Annotated in this window: 25 protein-coding genes; all 25 read left to right on the plus strand. The window is 60.7% G+C overall.

What is annotated here, in order from left to right:
* The 25 genes from AC515T_RS06905 (at position 1) to AC515T_RS07025 (ending at position 20,233) form a co-directional block, all read left to right on the plus strand.
* Positions 1-207: a phage head-tail joining protein gene (locus AC515T_RS06905; RefSeq protein WP_014339651.1), complete on the plus strand. Its 207-nt coding sequence runs from the start codon at positions 1-3 to the stop codon at positions 205-207.
* Positions 207-1,688: a phage portal protein gene (locus AC515T_RS06910; protein WP_496531913.1), complete on the plus strand. Its 1,482-nt coding sequence runs from the start codon at positions 207-209 to the stop codon at positions 1,686-1,688. Before AC515T_RS06905 ends, AC515T_RS06910 begins: the two co-directional genes overlap by 1 nt.
* A complete protein-coding gene (locus AC515T_RS06915) occupies positions 1,685-2,845 on the plus strand; it encodes a head maturation protease, ClpP-related (protein ID WP_496531914.1) in 1,161 nt (386 codons plus the stop codon). Before AC515T_RS06910 ends, AC515T_RS06915 begins: the two co-directional genes overlap by 4 nt.
* Positions 2,842-3,186, plus strand: a complete 345-nt coding sequence (locus AC515T_RS06920; RefSeq protein WP_496531915.1) for a head decoration protein — start codon at positions 2,842-2,844, stop codon at positions 3,184-3,186. Before AC515T_RS06915 ends, AC515T_RS06920 begins: the two co-directional genes overlap by 4 nt.
* A gap of 60 nt (positions 3,187-3,246) precedes the next feature.
* A complete protein-coding gene (locus AC515T_RS06925) occupies positions 3,247-4,242 on the plus strand; it encodes a major capsid protein (RefSeq protein ID WP_496531916.1) in 996 nt (331 codons plus the stop codon).
* Between the two features lie 2 nt (positions 4,243-4,244).
* Positions 4,245-4,559 carry a head-tail joining protein gene (locus AC515T_RS06930; RefSeq protein WP_496531917.1) on the plus strand — a complete coding sequence of 105 codons (315 nt, stop codon included), beginning with the start codon at positions 4,245-4,247 and terminating at the stop codon, positions 4,557-4,559.
* A complete protein-coding gene (locus AC515T_RS06935) occupies positions 4,556-5,218 on the plus strand; it encodes a hypothetical protein (RefSeq protein WP_496531918.1) in 663 nt (220 codons plus the stop codon). Before AC515T_RS06930 ends, AC515T_RS06935 begins: the two co-directional genes overlap by 4 nt.
* A complete protein-coding gene (locus AC515T_RS06940; protein WP_496533086.1) occupies positions 5,205-5,735 on the plus strand; it encodes a hypothetical protein in 531 nt (176 codons plus the stop codon). Before AC515T_RS06935 ends, AC515T_RS06940 begins: the two co-directional genes overlap by 14 nt.
* Positions 5,732-6,295: a phage baseplate assembly protein V gene (locus AC515T_RS06945; RefSeq protein ID WP_496531919.1), complete on the plus strand. Its 564-nt coding sequence runs from the start codon at positions 5,732-5,734 to the stop codon at positions 6,293-6,295. Before AC515T_RS06940 ends, AC515T_RS06945 begins: the two co-directional genes overlap by 4 nt.
* Positions 6,296-6,354: 59 nt before the next feature.
* Entirely contained in the window at positions 6,355-6,603 is a 249-nt protein-coding gene (locus AC515T_RS06950) for a hypothetical protein (RefSeq protein ID WP_460104737.1), read from the plus strand.
* A 4-nt stretch (positions 6,604-6,607) separates the two neighbouring features.
* Complete coding sequence (locus AC515T_RS06955; RefSeq protein ID WP_069971005.1) at positions 6,608-6,934, plus strand: GPW/gp25 family protein; 327 nt, start codon at positions 6,608-6,610, stop codon at positions 6,932-6,934.
* Positions 6,931-7,815 (plus strand): baseplate assembly protein, encoded by an 885-nt coding sequence (locus AC515T_RS06960; RefSeq protein WP_496531920.1) that lies wholly within the window; start codon positions 6,931-6,933, stop codon positions 7,813-7,815. The genes AC515T_RS06955 and AC515T_RS06960 overlap by 4 nt, the downstream gene beginning before the upstream one ends.
* Complete coding sequence (locus AC515T_RS06965; protein WP_496531921.1) at positions 7,812-8,423, plus strand: phage tail protein I; 612 nt, start codon at positions 7,812-7,814, stop codon at positions 8,421-8,423. Before AC515T_RS06960 ends, AC515T_RS06965 begins: the two co-directional genes overlap by 4 nt.
* Complete coding sequence (locus tag AC515T_RS06970) at positions 8,416-11,151, plus strand: phage tail protein (RefSeq protein WP_496531922.1); 2,736 nt, start codon at positions 8,416-8,418, stop codon at positions 11,149-11,151. The genes AC515T_RS06965 and AC515T_RS06970 overlap by 8 nt, the downstream gene beginning before the upstream one ends.
* A gap of 14 nt (positions 11,152-11,165) precedes the next feature.
* Positions 11,166-11,690 (plus strand): phage tail assembly chaperone, encoded by a 525-nt coding sequence (locus tag AC515T_RS06975; RefSeq protein WP_496531923.1) that lies wholly within the window; start codon positions 11,166-11,168, stop codon positions 11,688-11,690.
* 85 nt (positions 11,691-11,775) lie between these two features.
* Positions 11,776-12,939: a phage tail sheath subtilisin-like domain-containing protein gene (locus AC515T_RS06980; RefSeq protein WP_496531924.1), complete on the plus strand. Its 1,164-nt coding sequence runs from the start codon at positions 11,776-11,778 to the stop codon at positions 12,937-12,939.
* 12 nt (positions 12,940-12,951) lie between these two features.
* On the plus strand, positions 12,952-13,461 hold the full coding sequence (locus AC515T_RS06985; RefSeq protein ID WP_014339636.1) for a phage major tail tube protein: 510 nt from the start codon (positions 12,952-12,954) through the stop codon (positions 13,459-13,461).
* Positions 13,462-13,527: 66 nt separating this feature from the next.
* Positions 13,528-13,854, plus strand: a complete 327-nt coding sequence (locus AC515T_RS06990; protein WP_014339635.1) for a phage tail assembly protein — start codon at positions 13,528-13,530, stop codon at positions 13,852-13,854.
* 100 nt (positions 13,855-13,954) lie between these two features.
* A complete protein-coding gene (locus AC515T_RS06995; protein WP_496531925.1) occupies positions 13,955-16,534 on the plus strand; it encodes a phage tail tape measure protein in 2,580 nt (859 codons plus the stop codon).
* Positions 16,535-16,543: 9 nt separating this feature from the next.
* Entirely contained in the window at positions 16,544-17,389 is an 846-nt protein-coding gene (locus AC515T_RS07000) for a phage tail protein (protein WP_496531926.1), read from the plus strand.
* Positions 17,364-17,570, plus strand: a complete 207-nt coding sequence (locus tag AC515T_RS07005; protein WP_496531927.1) for a tail protein X — start codon at positions 17,364-17,366, stop codon at positions 17,568-17,570. Before AC515T_RS07000 ends, AC515T_RS07005 begins: the two co-directional genes overlap by 26 nt.
* Positions 17,571-17,636: 66 nt before the next feature.
* Positions 17,637-17,960, plus strand: a complete 324-nt coding sequence (locus tag AC515T_RS07010) for a hypothetical protein (protein WP_043041978.1) — start codon at positions 17,637-17,639, stop codon at positions 17,958-17,960.
* A 73-nt stretch (positions 17,961-18,033) separates the two neighbouring features.
* Positions 18,034-19,080, plus strand: a complete 1,047-nt coding sequence (locus AC515T_RS07015) for a phage late control D family protein (protein ID WP_496531928.1) — start codon at positions 18,034-18,036, stop codon at positions 19,078-19,080.
* A 68-nt stretch (positions 19,081-19,148) separates the two neighbouring features.
* A complete protein-coding gene (locus AC515T_RS07020) occupies positions 19,149-19,712 on the plus strand; it encodes a glycoside hydrolase family 19 protein (protein ID WP_496531929.1) in 564 nt (187 codons plus the stop codon).
* Positions 19,694-20,233 (plus strand): lysis system i-spanin subunit Rz, encoded by a 540-nt coding sequence (locus AC515T_RS07025; protein ID WP_496531930.1) that lies wholly within the window; start codon positions 19,694-19,696, stop codon positions 20,231-20,233. The genes AC515T_RS07020 and AC515T_RS07025 overlap by 19 nt, the downstream gene beginning before the upstream one ends.

Here is a 20,233-nt window from a genome sequence, read left to right on the forward strand (position 1 = left end):
ATGTCCTTTACACAGAAGCACCTCGACGCGGTTGAGGCGGCCATCGCTCGCGGTGAGAAAGTCGTGCGCTACACCGACCGCACCGTGGAGTACCGCACCGTCGACGAGCTGATCAAGGCTCGCGACGAGATCCGCACCTCTCTGGTCAACTCGGCCGGGCCGCGCTCCCGCGTAGTCCGGCTTTATCACGGAGGCAAAGGAGTCTGATGGCCCGACACTTTCCGACGCTCAGCCGTAGCGGATTCTTGTTGCCGTCGAACATCAAGGCCAGTTACGAAGGCGCTGGAGAGGGCCGCCGATCCACTGGCTGGGATGCACCCGATAACGGAATCAACAGCATCAACACACCGGCACTGCGCAACCTGCGCGGCCGGTCCCGGGCGGCGGTGCGCAACGACCCGTATGCCTTCAACGTCATCGACAAACGCGTCAGCAACTTGATCGGCACGGGCATCACGCCCAGGCCGAACACAGAAGACAATGCGCTTCGCAAGCTGCTGCAGCTGCTATGGGATGACTGGGTGGACGAGTCGGACGCCGATGAGCACACCGACTTCTATGGGCAGCAGGCGCTGGTCGCTCGCACCGTCGAGACTTCCGGCGAATGCTTTGTCCGCTTACGACCACGGCGCCTGGACGAGGGGCTGGCGGTGCCACTCCAGGTGCAGATCCTCGCGCCGGAGTTCGTACCCCACGACAAATTCGAGACCACGCGCACCGGCAACGCCATTCGTGCTGGCATCGAGTTCAGTCCGGATGGCAAGCGGGTGGCCTACTGGATGTATCTGTCGCACCCCCGCGACGGCGTATCGCTGAACGCTGGTTACAACCAGTTGGTACGGGTGCCGGCATCGCAGGTGCTGCACATCTTCGAACCGGTAGAGCCGGGGCAATTGCGCGGTGTACCGCGCCTGTCTCCCGTGCTCAAGCGCCTGCGTAGCCTGGATAACTATGACGACGCAGTACTGTTCCGGCAGGAAGTAGCAAACCTGTTCGCCGGTTTTATCAGCCGCCCGGCGCCGGAATCTGGCCCCGTGCCAAGGGATCCCGTTACCGGTGAGCCGCTGAGCTTTGACCGTGACGGCTTCACGCCCATGGTCGCGCTGGAGCCCGGCACCATGCAGGAGCTGGGGCCGGGAGAGGAGGTGGAGTTCTCCAAGCCACCGGACGCAGGCAACAACTATCCCGACTTCATGCGCCAACAACTGATGGCAGCAGCGGCGGGCACCGGCACGCCATACGAGATCCTCACCGGTGACATGCGTGAAGTGAATGACCGGGCGTTGCGCGTCGTATTGAACGAGTTCCGGCGCCGCTTGGAACAACTGCAATTCGGCGTGTATGTGCATCAGCTCTGCCGCCCGATCCGTGCCGCTTGGATGGACATGGCGGTCCTGTCCGGTGCCTTGGTGCTGGACGACTACGCCAAACGGCGCCGCGAATACCTGCGCACACGCTGGGTGCCGCAAGGCTGGGCTTACATCCAACCCGTCCAGGACGTGCAGGCCCGCCGTATGGAAGTGCAGGCCGGCTTCGCCTCACGTAGCGAGATGGTCACCCGCACCGGTTACGACGCCGAAACAGTCGATGCAGAAAACGCAGCCGACAACGCCAGAGCCCAGGCGTTGGGCCTCAACTACAACACGCACGAAGCCGTCGAGGTTACGGACGACAAGGAGCAATCATGAGCAAACCAGCGCTTCCGCGCATTTACAACAGAGCCGGCCAGCGGGTGAACATCCAGGACAAGACCTGGTACGCCATGCAGGAGAGCGGCGAAGCCGATGAGCGGGTTATTGAAGTGTTCGTCTACGGCGAGATCGGCACCTGGGGCATCACCGCCAATCAGTTCGTGCAGGATCTGCGCGCCATGGACGACGGCATTTCGCCGGTTATCGCGGCATTCAACAGCATCGGCGGCGATTTGTTCGATGGTCTGGCGATGCACAACGCGTTGTCTCGCCTGGGCGAGCGTTGCACCGGCCGTGTCGATGCCCTGGCAGCCAGCGCGGCCAGTGTCGCGGTCTGTGGTGCGCACCGCGTGGTCATCGCCTCCAACGCCATGCTGATGATCCACAACCCATGGACCTACGCGGCAGGGGACGCCGAAGACTTCCGCAAGGTGGCCGACGTCCTGGATCAAACCATGGAGGCCATCATCGCGGCCTACAAGGCCAAGGCGCCGGACATCGACGAAGCCGAGCTTCGGCGTCTGGTGGCGGCGGAAACCTGGCTGACGGCCAACGAAGCGGTGGCCCTGGGGCTGGCCGATGAGGTGGGCGACGGGGTGAAGGTCAAGGCGTGTCTGGGGCAAGGCGCAGTGCTGCAGCGTTACCAGCATGCCCCAGCTGAATTGCTCGCCCAACTGGACGAGCCACCTGAGCCGGATATCGAGCTGGAGCCTGATCCTACTGATCCGCCCCAGGAGCATCCTGTGGCGAACTCGGCCAAGCTGGCTCTGATGATCACCCAGCGTTGTACGGCGGATGGCATCAGCAACCTGATTGAGCCACTGCTCAACTCCACCAAGCTGGAAAGCGAGGCCATCGTCCTGGCGGGCTTGGCCCGCGCCAAGGCCGTAAACGATCTGTGCGTTGCCGCACGACTGCCTGAGTTCAGCGCCGAGTACGTCGCGGCCGGTTTGGATGCCGCCTCGGTTCGAGCGCGTCTGTTCGACAAGTTGGTGGGCAGCGGCAAAGGCTTTGAGATCGACAACAGCCTACCGCTCAACGCAGACCCGGCCCCGAAGGTCCAGGCCAAACAACCCGACCCCACCTCTATCTGGGCAGCCCGCCAGGCGGCGCAGTCAGGTAGCGCTAATACCTCGAAAGGAGCAAGACCATGACCATCAAACTGGAACCGATGCACGCCGGTGAATTCCTCCTGTCCGAGGGTGCCGGGAACATCTCGCGTGAATCGATCAACGTCGCGGCAGGCCCAGCCTTGAATCCAGGGCAAGTACTCGGGCTGATCACTGCCACGGGCGAGTTCGCCCCTTACGACCCGATAGCCGAAGACGGCACGCAAACCGCCGTGGCGATCCTCTTCGGCCCGCTTGGCGAATCCGACGTGGTACGTCGAGCACGAGCCGTGGTGCGTCTGGCGGAGGTGAGCGAGGTCCATCTGACCGGCCTCGACCCGGATGCTGAAAAAGCCCTGGCCGCGCATTTCTTGATCGTCCGCTGAGTCGATCCCCTCGTTTCCAAGCCCGCCCAGAGCGGGTTTTTTCATTTCTGGAGTGTACTCATGGCCGATATCGCCATTTTTGACGACGAAGCGTTTGCCGTACCGGCGCTCACCGCCGCAATCAACGAACAACCCTATCTGCCGGGCCGCATCAGTAGCCTCGGCCTGTTTCAAGAAGAGGGCGTTGCTACCCTGACAGTGCAAATTGAGAAGGATGGCGACACCCTGGCCCTGGTGCCTGCGGGTGAGCGCGGTTCTTCGGGTCTGGTGGTCGGTGCCAGCAAACGCAAGATGATTCCTTTCAATACCGTGCACCTGCCGGAACGCTTCACCATCAAGGCCGACGAGATCCAGGGCATTCGGGCCTTTGGCACTCGCACTGAGTTGCAAGCGGTACAGGACGTGGTGAATACCCGGCTGGCAAAAGCGCGCCGCCAGTTGGATGCCACGCACGAGTTTCAGCGCATGGGTGCACTCAACGGCCTGATTCTGGATGCCGACGGTTCGACAGCACTGCTGGATCTCCACGCTGCTTTCGGAGTGTCCCGACAAAAAATGTCCATGGGGCTGAACGACCCGAGCACCGAACTGCGCGTCAAGTGCGGGGAGGCGCTGGACATGCAGGAGGACGCGCTGGGCAGTGTCACCAGCACCGGCTCCCGTGCTTTCTGCGGTAAGAACTTCTGGAACAAGCTGATCGTTCACAAGTCGGTCAAGGAAACCTACATCGCCACGCAACAAGCGGCGGCATTGCGCGGTGACGCTCGGGAGAGTTTCGAGTTCGGCGGCATCGTCTGGGAGCGCTACCGTGGCAAGGTGGCCGGTGTGGCCTTCGTCCATGATGACAAGGCGCTGCTGGTTCCTGAAGGCGTGCCGGACCTGTACATCTCGGTGTTCGCTCCGGCTGACTACATGGAAACGGTCAATACCCAGGGCATTCCGTACTACAGCAAGCTGGAGCCGTTGCCGTTCAACAAGGGTGTGGCCGGCGAGGCGCAATCCAACCCGCTGCACCTGTGCACACGGCCCCGTGCTCAGATCCTGCTGGAACTCTGATCATGAGCTTTCGCGAGCTGGTCGGCGACCTGGACAACACGGTGTTCGATGTCCTCGGCGACCCGGTTCTGATCGAAGGTCGCCCGGTCCTGGGTATGTTCTCCGCTCCCTGGTTGCAACCCAAACTCGGCCGGATTAACACCGGCCTGCGCGAGCCGCACCTGGTGATTCGGGTATCGGATGCCGAGGGCGTCATTGAGCGGCAGCAGGTCGTGGTCGACCTGCCGGTGCATGACGGTGGAGGTAATTACATCATCGTCAGGCCGGAGCCCGGCGGCGATGGATTGGTGACATTGGTGCTGAGGAAATCCCCATGAGCGTCGGCAGCTATGTCAAGCAGTCGGCCAGCAGCGGCATGATCACCCTGCAGGCTGATCGGTCGGATCTGAAAGCGTTTGCTGACTTCGCTGCGCTGGTGCCCAAGGCTTCCTTAGCTGCACAGCGCCGGGCCATCAACAAGACGTTGCGGTGGCTGCGAACTCACATTGCCCGCACTGTCAGCCGGCAGGAGCGCATCGCTGTGTCTGCTGTACGGCAGCGCTTGCGGGCCTATCCGCTCTCCGGAAACGGTCAGGGCAAGCTGTGGTTCGGTATCAATGCGATTGAGGCCAGCCGTGCGGGTCGACCACGACAATCACGGTCGGGTGTTTCGGTAGCAGGCCGTCGATATGAGGGAGCGTTTTTCAAGAAGGTCTACGGCAGCCGGCCAGATATCTGGATTCGAACCGCAAGCAAGCACTTCAAGGCCAGTGACTATCCCGACAGTGAGGTGTCTGGCGGTGGTGGGACAAGCTCGGGTTGGATCTCGGAGAACGACAGCCGCTTTCCACTTGCCAAGGCCAAGATATCCCTGGAGGACGTCCGGCCGCACTTCGAGTCATGGACCAATCGGGCTCACCAGCGCCTGCTTGAGATCCTGGAGCAGGAACTGAACTTTGAACTGCAGAAGTATCTGCGAGGATCTGCCCGTGTCTGACTTCAGTCTTGAGTTTTTGTATCAGGCCGTCGAGGCTCATATCACTGAGGCGATTCCCGGATTGGCCTGCGTGCGGACCATGCCCTACATGGCCGATCATATTGACTTGCCCGCTGCGGTGATTGAGTTGGTCGAGCTGGAACCCGGCCGGGATCCCGGAACAGGGGAGACGGCGTTGGTTGCGCGTTTGGAGGTGCGTTTCATCGTTGGCGGTGAGGATGCCGAATGCCAGCAGAAAGCGGCATTTGCCGCCGCACAAATGGCCGTGCTGTTGCGTATCCAGACATGGGGGCTGGAAGTTGATCCCGCGGAGTTTGTCCGTGCCGCCCAGGACTGGACCCGTCCCGAGTTGGATGGCTATGCGGTCTGGGTCGTTGAATGGACCCAGACTATTTACTTGGGCGAAGAAGAGTGGCCGTGGCCGAATCAGCCACCGGGTACCTTGCTCTGGGGCTTCAGCCCTGACACGGGCCCTGGTAGCGAAGGTAGCTATCAAACACCGGAGGAGATGGCATGAGCTACCCCAGTGCGCAGCATGACCGCATGCTGGCTGGTCTGGTGAAGGATTGTTATGTGGTCGCGTTAGATCTGACAGCTTCGCCGCCTGTATGTCGGGTGTCGGATGGGGACTGGGTCAGTGCCTGGGTGCGTTGGCACAGTATCGCAGCCGGTAAAGCCCGTCATTGGCGAGCGCCCAGCATGGGCGAGCAAGGAACCCTGGTAAGTGCCAGCGGGGAAGTGGCGCAGGGCACGTTTATCCCCGGTCTGTATGGCAATGCCGGTGCACCACCAGACAACCGCGACCACGTCGAAGTGTGGCGTTTCGATGATGGTGGCTCGCTGGTCTACGACTGGCAGGCCAGCACCTACACCATCACCGTGCCAAGCGGTACCGTGACCATCAAAGTCGGCGGAACCGAAGTGGTCGTTACTGACAGTGCGATCAACGCTACGGCAGGCGATATCACCTTGACCGGCAATGTGTTGATCAACGGCCCGTTGCAGGTAACGGGCGATATCAACGGCGGCGGCAGCATCATCGACACCACTGGCAACACACCGAATCACAAACACTGACTCCACCATTTATCCACAGCCCGCCGCGTGCGGGCTTTCGCATTTCTGGAGCAACCCATATGAGCAAAACGCGAACGGAGATCGAGCGGACAACTGCCGATGCGACGGTGCCTGAGCCCGTCCAAACCGAGTCGCCGGCCCCCATCGGACCGGCACGAGTGTTTCGCGACACCCGGTACACCTCACGCACGCTGATCATGCCCGACGGCCAGCCCATACCGGTTATCACCGGTAAGGTCACTGCGTGCGGCGATGATCAGTACGCCTTCCTCAAAGCGCACCCGGATATGCAACAGCTGACGGAGTAATTACATGATCGGAGTGGACCGTCGCACGGGGCAGCCGCTGTCCGGCCAGGCGCATTTGCGGCAGTCCATTGAGGACATTCTGAGCACGCCTGTCGGCAGCCGCCGCATGCGGCCGGAGTACGGCAGCCAAATGCGTCGCTATGTCGACCTGCCAGTTAACGAAGGTTGGAAAAGCGCGGTGCAGGCTGAAGTCGCTCGTGCCCTCGGTCGTTGGGAACCCCGTTTGAAGCTGGAGCGTGTTCGGGTCATTGCGGTGGTGGATGGACAAATCACCTTGCAACTGACGGGCTCTTACATTGGCGATGGCGTGGTGCTGGAGGTGAACGCATGAGCACTATCGACCTTTCGGCGTTGCCGGCGCCACAGGTGCTGGAGAGTCTGGATTTTGAAGAGTTGTATCAGGGCGAGCTTGCAACGTTCCGCGAGTACATGGGCGATAACTGGACCGCTTTCCTTGAAAGCGATCCGGTGACCAAGCTGCTGGAGCTGGGCGCCTATCGACGCATGCAGAATCGGGCGAGGGTTAACGACGCGGCCAAGGCACTGTTTCTGGCTCACGCCACTGGTGCTGACCTGGTGCAGTTGGCTGCCAACGTGAACCTTGAGCGCCTGGTCATTCAGGCTGAGGACTTGACCGCCGTGCCGCCAGTGGCGGCGGTGCTGGAAAGCTACGACGCACTGCGCGAGCGTATTCAACTGAGGTACGAAGGGCTGACCACTGCCGGGCCACGGAACAGCTACATCCTGCATGCTCGCAACGCCTCGGGCCTGGTGGCAGACGCCACGGCCGAAAGCCCGGCGCCGGCCGAGGTGGTCGTGACGGTACTGTCCCTGGAGGGCGATGGTACGGCCAGCCCCGCGTTGTTGGCCGAAGTGGACACTCACCTCAACGACGAAGATCGGCGACCTGTCGCTGATCGGCTGACGGTGCAGGGCGCTGAAATCTTGCCCTATCGAATCGATGCCGTGGTGTACATGGCCGGTAATGGCCCGGAAAACGAGGCAGCGCTGGCCGAGTGTCATGCGCGATTGCAGGCTTGGATCAACCCACGGCGACGCTTGGGCGTTGAGGTGGCCCGTTCGGCGATTGATGCACAGATTCACGTCAGCGGCGTAGCCCGAGTCGAAATCCCTGGTTGGGTGGACATCCGTCCAACCAAGGCCCAGGCAGCGTGGTGCACGGGGTTCACCATAAAGCGGGGTGGTAAATGAAAAGTTTGCTTCCCCTCAACAGCACCCAGCTTGAGCGGGCCATTGAGTCGGCTATCGACGAAATAACAGAGATACCGCTCAGAACCCTATACAACCCGGACACCTGCCCGGCGCACCTGCTTTACCAACTGGCTTGGGCTTGGTCCGTGGACCGCTGGGACGAGGCGTGGCCCGAAGAGGTCAAGCGCTCGGTGATCCGCTCTTCGTTTTACGTCCATGCCTATAAAGGAACCATCGGGGCTCTGCGCCGGGTGGTGGAGCCGTTCGGCTATCTGATCGAGGTCGTCGAGTGGTTCCAGACCGAGCCGAAGGGCGTGCCGGGGACATTCGCCTTGAAGATTGGTGTTTCCGATGAAGGCATCAGCGAAGAAACCTACAAGGAACTGACATGGCTGATTGATGACGCCCGGCCAGTCAGCCGCCATTTGTCTGGCTTGGACATCGTCCTGGAAGCACACCTCGCCGCCTTTGTCGGGTTCGCCGTTTATGACGGCGATGAGATCGATGTTTATCCCTGGAGCAATCCCGACATCGACGTACAGGTGCAGGATTACAGCGGCGTCAGCCATTACATAATCGATGAATTGGATACCTACCCCTATGGTTGATAAGAACACCATTTTTGGCGGCATGCTGACCACATTAGGTGCCAACAAAAAAACCAACTGCGATGCCCTGGGCATTCCCTGGGAGCCAAGGTACATGCTGATCGGGGATGCGAACGGCACCGATCCGGTGCCGAGCCCGTCGCAAACCAGGCTCATCAATCAGGTTTATCGGGCCCAGCTCAATCAACTCCGCGTATCAGAAAAGGACGCCAATGTTCTGATCGCTGAATTAGTGCTGCCGCCGGACGTGGGCGGTTGGTGGATTCGCGAGCTAGCCCTGGAAGACAAGGACGGTGTTTTCAGTGCCGTCTCCAATGTGGCGCCTAGTTACAAGCCGCTGCTCGCTCAGAACTCTGGCCGTAATCAGGTAGTGCGGATGCACATCATCACCAACGGCACTTCGAACGTTCAATTGAAGATTGACCCATCCGTGGTACTGGCAACCCGCGAATATGTCGACACGAAGATTCAGGAAGAGTTGTTCAAGCTCGACAACAAGCAGTCGGTTCGACTGGCGACCACGGCCAACATTGCACTGTCCGGGCTTCAGACCATCGACGGCGTGACGCTGCTGGATGGTGATCGGGTACTGGTCAAAAATCAGACCCAAGCCAAAGATAACGGTATTTGGATCGCTTCGACGCCGGCCTGGAAGCGGGCGCCTGATGCTGACAGCGGTGCTGAAGTCACTTCAGCGCTGATCGTGTCAGTCGAGCAGGGCGATACGCTGGCTGACACGCGTTGGCAGTTGGTCACGGACGGCCAGATTATCCTGGGCACCACGGCGCTGGCATTCCAGAACGTGACCCAAGGGTTTGCCCCGATCAACTCGCCCGCCCTGGTCAGTCCCACGGCGAACATGCCGGGTCAGTTCGACAGTTCGCAGTTACTGGTAAATTCCGCGTTCTTGAAGCGCGTCGGGGTCGAGTACGGGGATTACACTAACTATTCCGCCTCGACGGTGTTGACCCTGGCGGATGTGGGCAAGGTGGCGGCCTTTTCAACTGCGGGCGCCGCCGTGGCAACCCTGCCCGTCGGTGGAGGGGTCATCCCGCGCGGTGCCACCGTCAGCATTCTGTGCGGTATGGGGACGCTCACGGTCACTGCAGGCGCCGGAGAAGTCGTCGATGCCGTCAACTATATCGGCAACATCTCCCTGGCTCAGGGCGACAGCGCCGAGTTTGTCCGCATTGGTAACTTGTGGCGTCTGATTGGCGGTACAGCCGCACTCAAATATTCAGGTGTAATGTCTGGTGCGAATTGGGTGACGCAGGCGCAGTTCGACGTCAGCAAGGCGTTGGCGACCACCGAGTTTGTCAAACGCGCTGGTGTGGAATACGGCGGGTACGTCAACTATGCCGTTTCGACAGCGTTGACGCTCGCTGATGTCGGGCGCGTGGCGGCTTTCGGAAGCCCCGGTGCCCCACTAACAGCGACGCTGCCCACCGGTGCCGGGCTTACGCCGGGCTGTACCGTAACGATCTTCTGCGTGCAGGGCACGGTGACCGCCACGGCGGCGGCTGGTGACACCATTGGCGCTGTCGGCGCACCGGGGAACATTTCCTTGGCACAGGGCGATACCGCTGTATTCGTTCGCATCGGTTCGTTATGGCACTTGATGGGTGGCTCTGTCTCGCTCAAATACGCCGCCATCATGACCGGTTCAAACTGGGTGACACCGCCTCAATTCGAAAGTGACAAGTCGCTGGCAACGGCCGAGTTTGTGCAGCGAGCGCTAGGAAGCTATCGGGGCTTCACCTTTCTGGTGTCGAGCACGGTGTTAACGACTGCGGCAATTGGCACACTGGTATCGACCAGTGGCACGTTTACGGTGACGCTGCCGGCGGCCAATACGGTCGGCCAGGGCGGGGCAATTCACTTTCGCAATGTCAGCGGTGGCGTGGTTACCGTGGCCTGTGCTGGGGCTGACAATATTTATGCCGGCAGTGTTGCGCCGATTACGACGATTGCCGTGCGGCCAGGTGCCACGCTTGAGCTTTCCAGCAACAGCTCGGGCAGTTGGTGGGCTGCGGGTTCGGCACAGTTGCAGTATTCGCAGGTGTTTGGCTCAACTCCCGCTCAATTTGACAACTCAAAGCTGTATGCGACGACTGAGTTTGTACAGCGGGCTATCGGTAATAAACGATCCTCGACGTCCATCACTGCAAGTCGCTCGCTGACAACGGCAGATTTTGGATGTGAGTATGTGACCTCTTCGAACTCAAATATCACCTTGAGCATGCCGGCGCTCTCTACGATAGGGGACGGCGCCTCTATCCGTTTTGTGAACCTAGGGGTAGGGCGCGTCACGTTCAACTCGCCTGCAGGTGACTGTTTTATCGGTGCGTTCAACATCTCTGGCACTGCCACCAGTTTCGTTCTGGAGTATTGCGACGAAATCTCTATTACCAAATACGCTGGACTCTGGCTGGTGGTCGGGGTGGGTAGTCATGCGCAGTCCCGGGCGGTCCAAGGCTACAAGCGAACCAGTGGCGGGGTGATTGAGCAGTGGGGAATTTGGACGAGTTCGGCGACGGTTGGCGCGCCTGTTTCGGTGCTATTCCCAATCACCTTCTCGGGAGGCGTTCTGTCGGTTGAGATGACGCCGATAGCGCCGGTTGCCAGCGCTGTCTCCGCGTGGCTTGACAATAACTCCAACCTGAACGGATTTGTCGGCCGGGCAAACATTGCGTCCGCTTCGGTGTATTGGCGTGCGATTGGTTACTAATTAGGGAGGTAGGAATGGCGCTTTTTTTCCACGACAATCCGCGAGCGTTCTACGACGAGAGTTTCCACGGACCGCGCAAAATTCTGGTTCAAGATCCCGAGTGGAGTCCTGGCGAAGATGAATCGGACGAGCCGCCCATGGTGCAGGTGGATAACCCGGATTGCTTGATCCCGAAGGGGGCCAAGTTGATCGAGGTTGAACAGTATCAGGCGTTGCTCGATGGCCAGGCAGTGGGCAAGGTCATTGCTGCCGATGCTGACGGTTATCCGGTGCTGACCGATCCGCCCGCGCCGACGGTGGAGCAGCTTGCGGAGCAGGAGCGCAAATGGCGTGACGGCGAGCTGTTGGCCACTGACCAAATGGTTTCGCGGCATCGGGACGAACTTGAGGAAGGTGCCGCCACAACGTTAACCCTAGATCAGTACGCCGAGTTGCAGAGCTACCGCCGGGCGCTGCGCAATTGGCCAGAGAATGGCGAGTTTCCTTTGGCCGAGCATCGGCCGCCGGCGCCGGATTGGCTGGCTACGCAAATCACCTAAACGCCCCGCACTGACGGGGCGTTTTCTTTTCCGCTTCACCACTCAGGCCCCGCATGGCGGGGCCTTTTCGTATCTGGAGAAATTTATGAGTTTCTTTCACGGCGTGACCACCACGAACGTCGATACCGGCGCTCGTGTCATTGCCTTGCCGTCGTCCTCGATCATTGGGCTAGTTGATACCTTCGTGCCGGCGCCGGCCTACAGCGCGCAGCCCAATGACCTGGTGATGATCACCAATGAGCGCGAAGCAGTGGCAGCCTTCGGGCCTGACTCGGCAATGACCAAAGCCTGCCAAGCTATCTACACCCGAGCCAAAGCGGTGATCGTGGCCTGCGGTGTGGCCAAGCTGGATGATCCTGCGGAACAGACCTCGGCCATCATCGGTGGCGTACAAGCCAACGGTAAGCGCACCGGTCTGCAAGCGCTGCTGGACGGCAAGAGCCGGTTCAACGCGCAGCCGCGGCTGTTGGTGACTCCCAAGCACAGCGCGACACAGGCTGTCGGTACCGCCCTGGTGGCAGTGGCCGACAAGTTGCGAGGGCTCGCCATCCTCGACGGCCCAAACACCACCGATGAGGCGGTGATGGCCTACGCCGAGAACTTCGGCGCCAAGCGGGCGTACCTGGTTGATCCAGGCGTGCAGTATTGGGACACCACGGCGGACGCCACGGTCGACGCGCCGGGCTCGGCCTGGGTGGCGGGCTTGTTTGCTTGGACCGACAGCGAATACGGCTTCTGGGCTTCGCCTTCGAACAAGGAGTTTGTCGGCATCACCGGTACCACGCGGCCCATCGAGTTTCTGGACGGTGACGAAACTTGCCGGGCCAACCTGCTCAACAACGCCAACATCACCACGATCATCCGTGATGACGGTTTCCGCCTGTGGGGCAACCGCACGCTGTCGAGCGATCCGAAGTGGGCGTTTGTCACTCGCGTACGGACGATGGACATCGTCATGGACGCGATCCTCTACGGCCACAAATGGGCGGTGGACCGCTCCATCACAGCGACATACATCAAGGATGTGACCGAAGGTCTGCAGGCGTTCATGCGCGACCTGAAAGCCCAAGGCGCAATCATCAACTTCGAGGTGTATGCCGACCCGGAACTGAACACGGCCAGCCAGCTGGAGCAGGGCAAGGTGTATTGGAACATCCGCTTCACCGACGTTCCGCCGGCAGAAAACCCCAACTTCCGCGTAGAGGTCACCAACCAATGGCTGACCGAAGTCCTCGACACCGCCGCTTAAGGAGCGACCCCAATGGCAATGATTCCCGAAACCCTGGCGAACCTGAACTTGTTCGCCGACGGCGTCAGCTTCCAGGGCGATGTGCCGAGCCTGACGCTCCCCAAGCTCACGCTCAAGATGGAAGAGCATCGCGGCGGCGGCATGGACGCGCCGGTCGAGCTGGACATGGGTATGGAAAAACAGGAAGCGAGTTTCACCACCACGGGCGTACGCCGTGAGTCGTTGAAGTTCTTCGGTTTGGCCGACGGCACGGCGTTTAACGGTACGTTCCGGGGGGCTTACAAGGGACTCAAAGGTAAAGTCACGCCGGTCATCGTCACCCTGCGTGGCACCTTGAAAGAGGTCGACATGGGCGACTGGAAGCCGGGCGACAAGGCCGAGATCAAGCACTCCGTGGGGCTGACGTACTACAAGCTCGAAGTGGACGGCCGAACCGTCTACGAGATCGACCCCATCGGCATGCGCCGTGTCATCAACGGCGTTGATCAACTGGCCGCCCAGCGTTCCGCATTGGGCCTCTAACTCTTCTTGATACCCCGCCTGGCGAGTCGCCCGGGCGGCGGTTCCTCTGTTTAAGGACACACCTCTATGAGCAGCACCGCAATCCCAAGCTGGATGACCCTGGCCGCTGACCGCGTCACCGTGAAACTGACTGTGCCATCTGAAGCCAACGGCGTGCGTGTCGATACGCTGAGCCTCCGGACACCGACCGTGCGTGACCTTCGCATTGCCCGCCAAACAGCGCCCAATGATGAGGAACAACAAGATCTGAACTTGTTCGCCTCCCTGGCCGAAGTCGGTACCAAGGATCTGGATGGCTTGACGCTGAAGGACTTCAACCGCATACAGGCCGGCTATTTTCGCCTGGTGCGAGAAGATGAACTTCAACCCCAAGGTGCAGAAGCAACTGGCTAAGCGTCTAGCCACCGAGCTGAATTTTTCCGCCGCTGAAATTCTCGCCATGCCGTTCTCCGACATGGTCTGGTGGCTCTCAGACTGAAACAAGGGGTAGACGATGGCTAGCAAACTGGCGTTATCGCTGGTGATTGGCGGCGCCGTCAGTTCGACGATGGCGTCTGCCTTCCGCACGGTCGAAGGCCACATCAAAAAGCTGGAGGACAAAGGCAACAAGGCCAAGGTGCTCAAGAGCACCATTGGCGAAACCATCCGCCTGCGCGATGAATGGAAGCGGGCGCACGATAGCGGCGCTGCTTCGGCCGATGGCCTGTTGCGCAAACTCAACGGCAACCTTGATGCCCTGCGCAAGCAGGGCGTGGAGGTAGGCAGGCTGGGGCAGGAGTACCAGCGCCTCGGCCGCGCAGCCAAAGCCGCCGATCTGCAGCTCAAGGGACACCAGCAGCTCGATGCCGGCAAGAAAGGACTCACGTCGAGCATTGGTCAGGGTGTTGTAGCCACAGGCCTGGCGGCGATTCCGACCAAGGTCAGCGCGGATTATCAGGCGATCATCCGTGACATCGCGATCAAGGCGGATGTGGTCAACAAGCCGCAAGAAACACAGCTTAGCCAGACGGTGATCCAGACCTCCCGCGATACGGGTATGGCCCGTAACGACGTGGCGGACCTGGTGAATCAGCTTGTCGGTGCAGGTATGGACCTTAAGCAGGCCATGGCCTACGCACCGACGGCCGCGAAGTTTGCCATCGGCCAGGGCGCATCCGGCGTCGACACGGCCAGCATGATCATGGCGCTGCAGCAGAACGCCAAGATCAACGACCCCAAGGTGATGCAGCAGGCCCTGGAGGCCATCGCCTACCAAGGGCAGGCGGGGAGCTTCGAGGCCAGCGACATGGCTCGGTGGTTTCCTCAGTTGCTGGCGAGCATGGAGAAGAACGGCAGCACCGGCATGGAAGCGGTCAGTTCCTTGGGTGCGATGCTCCAAGTCCAGATGAAAACGGCCGGCGGCTCGGACGAAGCGGCCAACAACCTGAAAAACTGGATGGAGAAAATCGGTTCGGGCGACGTGGTCAAGGCGTACAAGGACGCCGGCATTGACTATCAAGGCTCCCTGAACACTGGTATTCAGAAGGGTATGTCGACCCTGGAATCCAGCTTCGCCCTGGCGATGAATTACATCCAGGCCACCGACCCGGCGAAGGCCGCGAAGATGGCCGAGGCCCAGGCCAAGATCAGCAAGGAGACGGATCCGGAGAAGGCCAAGGCGGCGCTCGATGCGCTGGAGAAATCCCTGCGTACCGGTGACCTGTTCGCAGACATGCAGGTCAAGGCGGCGCTTACGGCCTACTCGCAAAACAAGTCGCTGTACGAGCAGTTGAAAAAGGATTCGCAGTCCTCTGGCGGGATCCTCGATAAGAACCTGGCCGAGCGGCGCGAAACGTCGAAACAGATGTGGGACGAGCTGGGCCAGGCGGTTAGCGATGGCATGCGCAGCGTGGGGGACGCCATCCGCCCGGCGACCGACGCGGTCGCCCAGGGCCTGACTTCAATTGTGCGTGGGCTGACCAAGCTTTCGGATGGCTCGCAACCGGTGGTGCTTGGGATCGCTGGCATCACCGCCGGCCTACTGGCACTCAAGACCGCCGCCAGCGCGGTCAAGATCGGCAAGGGTCTGTACAACATCAGTCGCGGCCGGGCGATGGAACGAGGCGCGGGCGCCCTGGGTGACGCCGTCGCCAAGGCTCCTAAAACCGATATCAAGACGGTGGATAAGGGGCTGGGAGTCCTCGGTAAGTTGATGGGGGCCGGCAACGATCCTGCAGCAGGGAGCAGCAATGAGCCGCAACGTGTGTTTGTCGTCAACGCTGATGCAATAGGCCGGGCTGGTTCTGGTCCAGGTGCAGATCCTGGCGGCGGTTCCGGCAGGCGTCAGCGTGGCCGACGAGGTCGGCGTACCGGTATTGGGACCACCCCGCGTCGGCGATTAACCGCCCGGGTGCCCAATCCTCCGGCCGTGTCACCCCCTGCCGCTATGTCTGTCATGCCAAAGGTGGGGCTGTTGGCTGCTGCGCCTATGGCTGCTGCGGCGGAGGCAGCATCCGGTGGCTCGCTCGGCCGTGCGGTTCAGTCGATCAGGGGCGTCACCCGAGCCACCAAACGTATCCCCGGCGGTAACGTACTTGATGCAGGGGTGGGGGTCTTGGATACCGCGCTCAACGCCACGACCCAAGACGAAAAAGCCGAGGGTTATGGCGGTGCCGCTGGTGGTTTGGCGGGCGCACTGGCCGGCGGCGCAGCAGGTGCCGCTATTGGTTCAGTGGTGCCGGTCATCGGTACTGCAATCGGGGGCTTAATTGGTGCCGCTTTGGGCGGCCTGGGTGGCGAAAGTATCGGCGGCTTCTTGGGTAAGTCCTGGTTTGGCAGTGATGGTAAGGCCGAGGAGGCCAAGCCTCCCGAAGTTGCCAAACCAGCTGAGCCAACTCCGTCGGTGCCACCCAAGGTTGAGCAGGCTTTCAGCTTTTCGCCGCAAGTGTCCATCACCGTGCAAGGCGATGTAAAAGACCCGGCGCAGTTGGCCCGGGATCTGGAGCCGCATCTGCGACAGTTGATGGAGTCATTCTCCCGGGACGTGGCCGCCCGCCAAGCGTCGAGTCAGTTGTTCGATTCCCCTCACGTTTAAGGAGGTGCCATGGCCTACATGGAGCAACTGCAATCGGTGTTCAAATCACTGCTTGCAGCGGGGGAGGCTGGCCGTACCAGTCTCGACGGCATGCTGGGCCCACTCAATGGTGCAATCAGCGACATGACGGGCGCAGCCTCGGAGCTGGAGGGGGTGCCCTTCATTGGGCCGGCCATCGGCGCCAAGGTGCAACGGACCATGCGGGCCATCAACGCGGCGCAGTCCACCGTGGGCCAGGTGGCGGCGAAGTACAACCAAGCCGTCGCCGCAGCCGGCCAAGTCCAAGAGCGGCTGGGTTCGCTCAAGGAGCAGGCCGGCAAGGCGGGTGCAGCGATTAATCGCATCGCCGGCCAGGTGAGCCCATCGCTGAGCAACATCATGCCCACGGGTTCATTTGCTCCACAGCTGACACCAGCTGCCGAGGCGGTGAAGCCGTTCCCGCATCTGCTGATCATGCAGCCCCTGGAGCCGAACGCGCAGACGTACTACTTCAACCTGGATACGGCGGCATTCGAGGAGCTACGTCGGCAAACGTCGTTTCGTTGGGCAGGCCAGGAACGTCTGACACGCAGCATCGCCCAGCAGGCGGTCGGCCAGGGAGAGGACAAGATCAGCCTCAAGGGTGCGATTTTTCCGGGCTTCAAAGGTGGGCTCAAGCAGATGGATACCTTGCGTTCAATCGGACGGCGTCTGCAGCCGGTGAACCTGACAACCGGCTACGGCGAAGTGCTCGGCACCTGGTGCCTGCTCAACATCGAGGAAGATCAAAGCAACCTGCTCGCGGGTGGCATTCCGCGTAAGCAGTCCTTTTCACTGGAGTTTGTAAGCTATGGCGACGACCTGCAGAACGTCTGACGGGGATCTGCTGGACACCGTCTGTCATCACTATTACGGCCATCTGAATGGCACGGTGGAGGCTGTGCTTGCTGCCAATCAAGGACTGGCCGATGAGCCTCAACCGTTTCGCGTTGGGGTGATCATCGTGCTGCCGGATCTGCCGGCGCAGACGCTGGAGGACGTTCAGTTGTGGGATTGATGGCATATTGCCTGATGTCGAGTGGGCCGATACCATTGCCCCACTTTTACTGTCGAGGGAAGACATATGGAGCGATACACGGAACTAAGGAAGGTAAAACGGACCTGGTGGCGCGAACTTAATCACCGTATTAACTGGATCCTTTTTGGGACCATTGGTGCGGTCCTTCTGGCTTTCATTCCAGTATTAGGCTGGTTTTTAGCCTTCGGAGTGATGGTCATTGTTTTGTGGAAGACCTTTGGTTTTCGCGAGACGTTGACTCATGGCAACTGTCCTGCCTGCACCAAGGCTTTGCATATCGACCCTAAGCAGGATGTTATCGCATGTCCTGTCTGCGGCAGTTGCATGCATGTCCACGAAGACCGCTTGAGCCTGATCGATATCCCCTAACATTTCTGTACTCGTCCAGCGTTAATTACCTGAGCCCGCCTAGTGCGGGCTTTTACATTTCTGGAGTTCGACCATGCAACCTACGTTTCGCATCATCGCGGACGGCAAGGACATCACCACGCTGATTAATGACCGTCTACTGAGTCTGCGCACCTCAGACAAACCCGGCATGGAGTCGGACGATTTTGAGTTGCGGATCGATGATCGTGATCAAGCAGTTGCGCTGCCCTCGCGTGGGGCGGGTATCGAGGTGTACCTGGGATATACCGGCCAGGCCCTGACCCGTCTGGGGCGCTACACCGTCGACGAGATCGAGTTGTCGGGGCCGCCTGATACGTTGGTGATTCGAGGTAAAGCCAGTGACATGCGCGGCAGCGGCAAGACCGTGCGAAGTGGGTCTTGGGAAAACGTGCCCCTGCAGCAGATTGTCCGCGACGTGGCAGCCCGCAATGGTTGGCAGCCGGTGTGCCCGGTGCAAACCAAGGTGCCTCGAGTCGACCAACTCAACGAGTCGGATTACAACTTCATCACCCGCCTTGCCAAACAATATGACTGCACGGCCAAGCTGGCCGACGGCAAGCTGTTGGTCATGCCTCGGCAAGGCGGTCAGACCGCCAGCGGCAAGAACCTGAGCCCTGTGGTTTTGAAGCGCTCGGATCTGAGCCGTTATCAATTCCGTCTCGGCGACCGCAATACGCAAAAGGCCGTACGCACCAAGCACCAGGACAAAAAATCCGGCGCGCTTAAGGTGGTCGAGCTGGACAACGACGACTTGCCGAACGGCCTGCCAGCGGTCCATACCGATCGGCATATTTATCCTAACAAGTCAGCCGCCGAGCAGGCCGCCAAGGCGCGCCTGGCCGCGTTCAATCGCAGCAGCGCCGGGGTTCGCCTGGAAATGGCCGGGCGTACCGATGTATTTGCCGAACGGTCCATCATCGTCCAGGGAATCAAGCCCGGGCTTGATGGTGAATACCTGGCTGAGGCGGTGGAGCAATTGTTTACCTCCAGTGGCTGGACCACCACCGTCGAGTGCAATGGCGGCAAGAAGGGCAAGGCCAGCGCCAAGGGTAAGAAAAAGAAGAAGGAAGCCAAGCCGGTCAAGGTCGTCCAGCTTTAAGCGCCCTCAGCACCACCCTCAAACACAACCGCAACCCGCCATCGAGCGGGATTTTTTTTGGAGCCCCCATGCCACTCACTGAGCAGCAACTACAGCGCATCATGCCCAACGCCCGCCGCCAAGCGGGCGTTTTTGTATCGGCCCTGAACGCCGCCATGGCACACCGACAGATCGATACGCCCAAGCGGCAGGCGGCATTCCTGGCCCAGGTTGGGCATGAGTCCGGCCAACTGCAGTACGTGCGGGAGCTGGGCGGCGATCAGTACCTCAGCAAATACGACACCGGTTCGCTGGCTTCGAAACTCGGCAACACCCCCGAGCCCGACGGCGATGGCCAGCGCTATCGCGGTCGCGGCTTGATCCAGGTGACGGGGCGCAACAACTACCTGCGCTGCAGCTTGGCGCTGTTCGGCGACGAGCGCCTGTTGCGCACGCCCGAACTGCTCGAGCAGCCCCAATGGGCGGCCGAGTCGGCTGCGTGGTTCTGGTGGGTCAGGGAGCTGAACGTGCTGGCTGATCGGGATGAGTTCGAAATGATCACCCGGAAAATCAACGGCGGGGTCAACGGCTTGGCAGATCGTCTACAGCTGTGGGAACGGGCGAGGGCGGTGTTATGCGTCTCGTCGACCTGATCCCCTTGCAATACCGCGTGCTGGTCGCCGGGCTTCTACTGTGCGCTTTGGTCGCCGCTTCGGCGGCCATCGCCTGGACGGTCCAAGGCTGGCGATACGGTCAGCAGCTGGAAAAACAAGCCCGGCTCCACACCGAAACCCTCAACCAAATCACCCTGGCCTCGGTCGCGCTGCAGCGTACCGAGCAGGACAAGCGCCTGGCCCTGGAACAGCGGCTGGCCGCCAAAGACCAAACCCACTATCGAGCCCTAACCGATGCCCAACGTGATCAGGATCGCCTGCGTGATCGCCTCGCTACTGCTGATGTCCGGCTGTCAGTCCTACTCGACGCCACCGATACCACCAACGGCTGTGCGGTGTCAGCCGCCACCAGCGCCGGCGGCGTGGTTCATGGAGCCACACGCGCCCGACTTGACCCGGCGCATGCTCAACGAATTATCAGCATCACCAATGCCGGCGACCGGGGGTTGATTGCTCTGGCTGCTTGTCAAAGTTATGTCAGTGAATTGCTGGTTCGATGA

The organism is Pseudomonas sp. FSO-7 (genome assembly GCF_059579345.1).

Bases quoted from the DNA above. Each gene is read 5' to 3' on its own strand.
- AC515T_RS06995 (WP_496531925.1), top strand. From the start codon at position 13,955: ATGGCTAGCAAACTGGCGTTATCGCTGGTGATTGGCGGCGCCGTCAGT.
- AC515T_RS06985 (WP_014339636.1), top strand. From the start codon at position 12,952: ATGGCAATGATTCCCGAAACCCTGGCGAACCTGAACTTGTTCGCCGAC.
- AC515T_RS06905 (WP_014339651.1), top strand. From the start codon at position 1: ATGTCCTTTACACAGAAGCACCTCGACGCGGTTGAGGCGGCCATCGCT.
- AC515T_RS06925 (WP_496531916.1), top strand. From the start codon at position 3,247: ATGGCCGATATCGCCATTTTTGACGACGAAGCGTTTGCCGTACCGGCG.
- AC515T_RS06960 (WP_496531920.1), top strand. From the start codon at position 6,931: ATGAGCACTATCGACCTTTCGGCGTTGCCGGCGCCACAGGTGCTGGAG.
- AC515T_RS06970 (WP_496531922.1), top strand. From the start codon at position 8,416: ATGGTTGATAAGAACACCATTTTTGGCGGCATGCTGACCACATTAGGT.
- AC515T_RS07015 (WP_496531928.1), top strand. From the start codon at position 18,034: ATGCAACCTACGTTTCGCATCATCGCGGACGGCAAGGACATCACCACG.
- AC515T_RS06980 (WP_496531924.1), top strand. From the start codon at position 11,776: ATGAGTTTCTTTCACGGCGTGACCACCACGAACGTCGATACCGGCGCT.
- AC515T_RS06950 (WP_460104737.1), top strand. From the start codon at position 6,355: ATGAGCAAAACGCGAACGGAGATCGAGCGGACAACTGCCGATGCGACG.
- AC515T_RS06910 (WP_496531913.1), top strand. From the start codon at position 207: ATGGCCCGACACTTTCCGACGCTCAGCCGTAGCGGATTCTTGTTGCCG.
- AC515T_RS06930 (WP_496531917.1), top strand. From the start codon at position 4,245: ATGAGCTTTCGCGAGCTGGTCGGCGACCTGGACAACACGGTGTTCGAT.
- AC515T_RS06945 (WP_496531919.1), top strand. From the start codon at position 5,732: ATGAGCTACCCCAGTGCGCAGCATGACCGCATGCTGGCTGGTCTGGTG.
- AC515T_RS06990 (WP_014339635.1), top strand. From the start codon at position 13,528: ATGAGCAGCACCGCAATCCCAAGCTGGATGACCCTGGCCGCTGACCGC.
- AC515T_RS06915 (WP_496531914.1), top strand. From the start codon at position 1,685: ATGAGCAAACCAGCGCTTCCGCGCATTTACAACAGAGCCGGCCAGCGG.
- AC515T_RS07020 (WP_496531929.1), top strand. From the start codon at position 19,149: ATGCCACTCACTGAGCAGCAACTACAGCGCATCATGCCCAACGCCCGC.
- AC515T_RS07000 (WP_496531926.1), top strand. From the start codon at position 16,544: ATGGCCTACATGGAGCAACTGCAATCGGTGTTCAAATCACTGCTTGCA.
- AC515T_RS06965 (WP_496531921.1), top strand. From the start codon at position 7,812: ATGAAAAGTTTGCTTCCCCTCAACAGCACCCAGCTTGAGCGGGCCATT.
- AC515T_RS07025 (WP_496531930.1), top strand. From the start codon at position 19,694: ATGCGTCTCGTCGACCTGATCCCCTTGCAATACCGCGTGCTGGTCGCC.
- AC515T_RS06955 (WP_069971005.1), top strand. From the start codon at position 6,608: ATGATCGGAGTGGACCGTCGCACGGGGCAGCCGCTGTCCGGCCAGGCG.
- AC515T_RS07005 (WP_496531927.1), top strand. From the start codon at position 17,364: ATGGCGACGACCTGCAGAACGTCTGACGGGGATCTGCTGGACACCGTC.
- AC515T_RS07010 (WP_043041978.1), top strand. From the start codon at position 17,637: ATGGAGCGATACACGGAACTAAGGAAGGTAAAACGGACCTGGTGGCGC.
- AC515T_RS06975 (WP_496531923.1), top strand. From the start codon at position 11,166: ATGGCGCTTTTTTTCCACGACAATCCGCGAGCGTTCTACGACGAGAGT.
- AC515T_RS06935 (WP_496531918.1), top strand. From the start codon at position 4,556: ATGAGCGTCGGCAGCTATGTCAAGCAGTCGGCCAGCAGCGGCATGATC.
- AC515T_RS06920 (WP_496531915.1), top strand. From the start codon at position 2,842: ATGACCATCAAACTGGAACCGATGCACGCCGGTGAATTCCTCCTGTCC.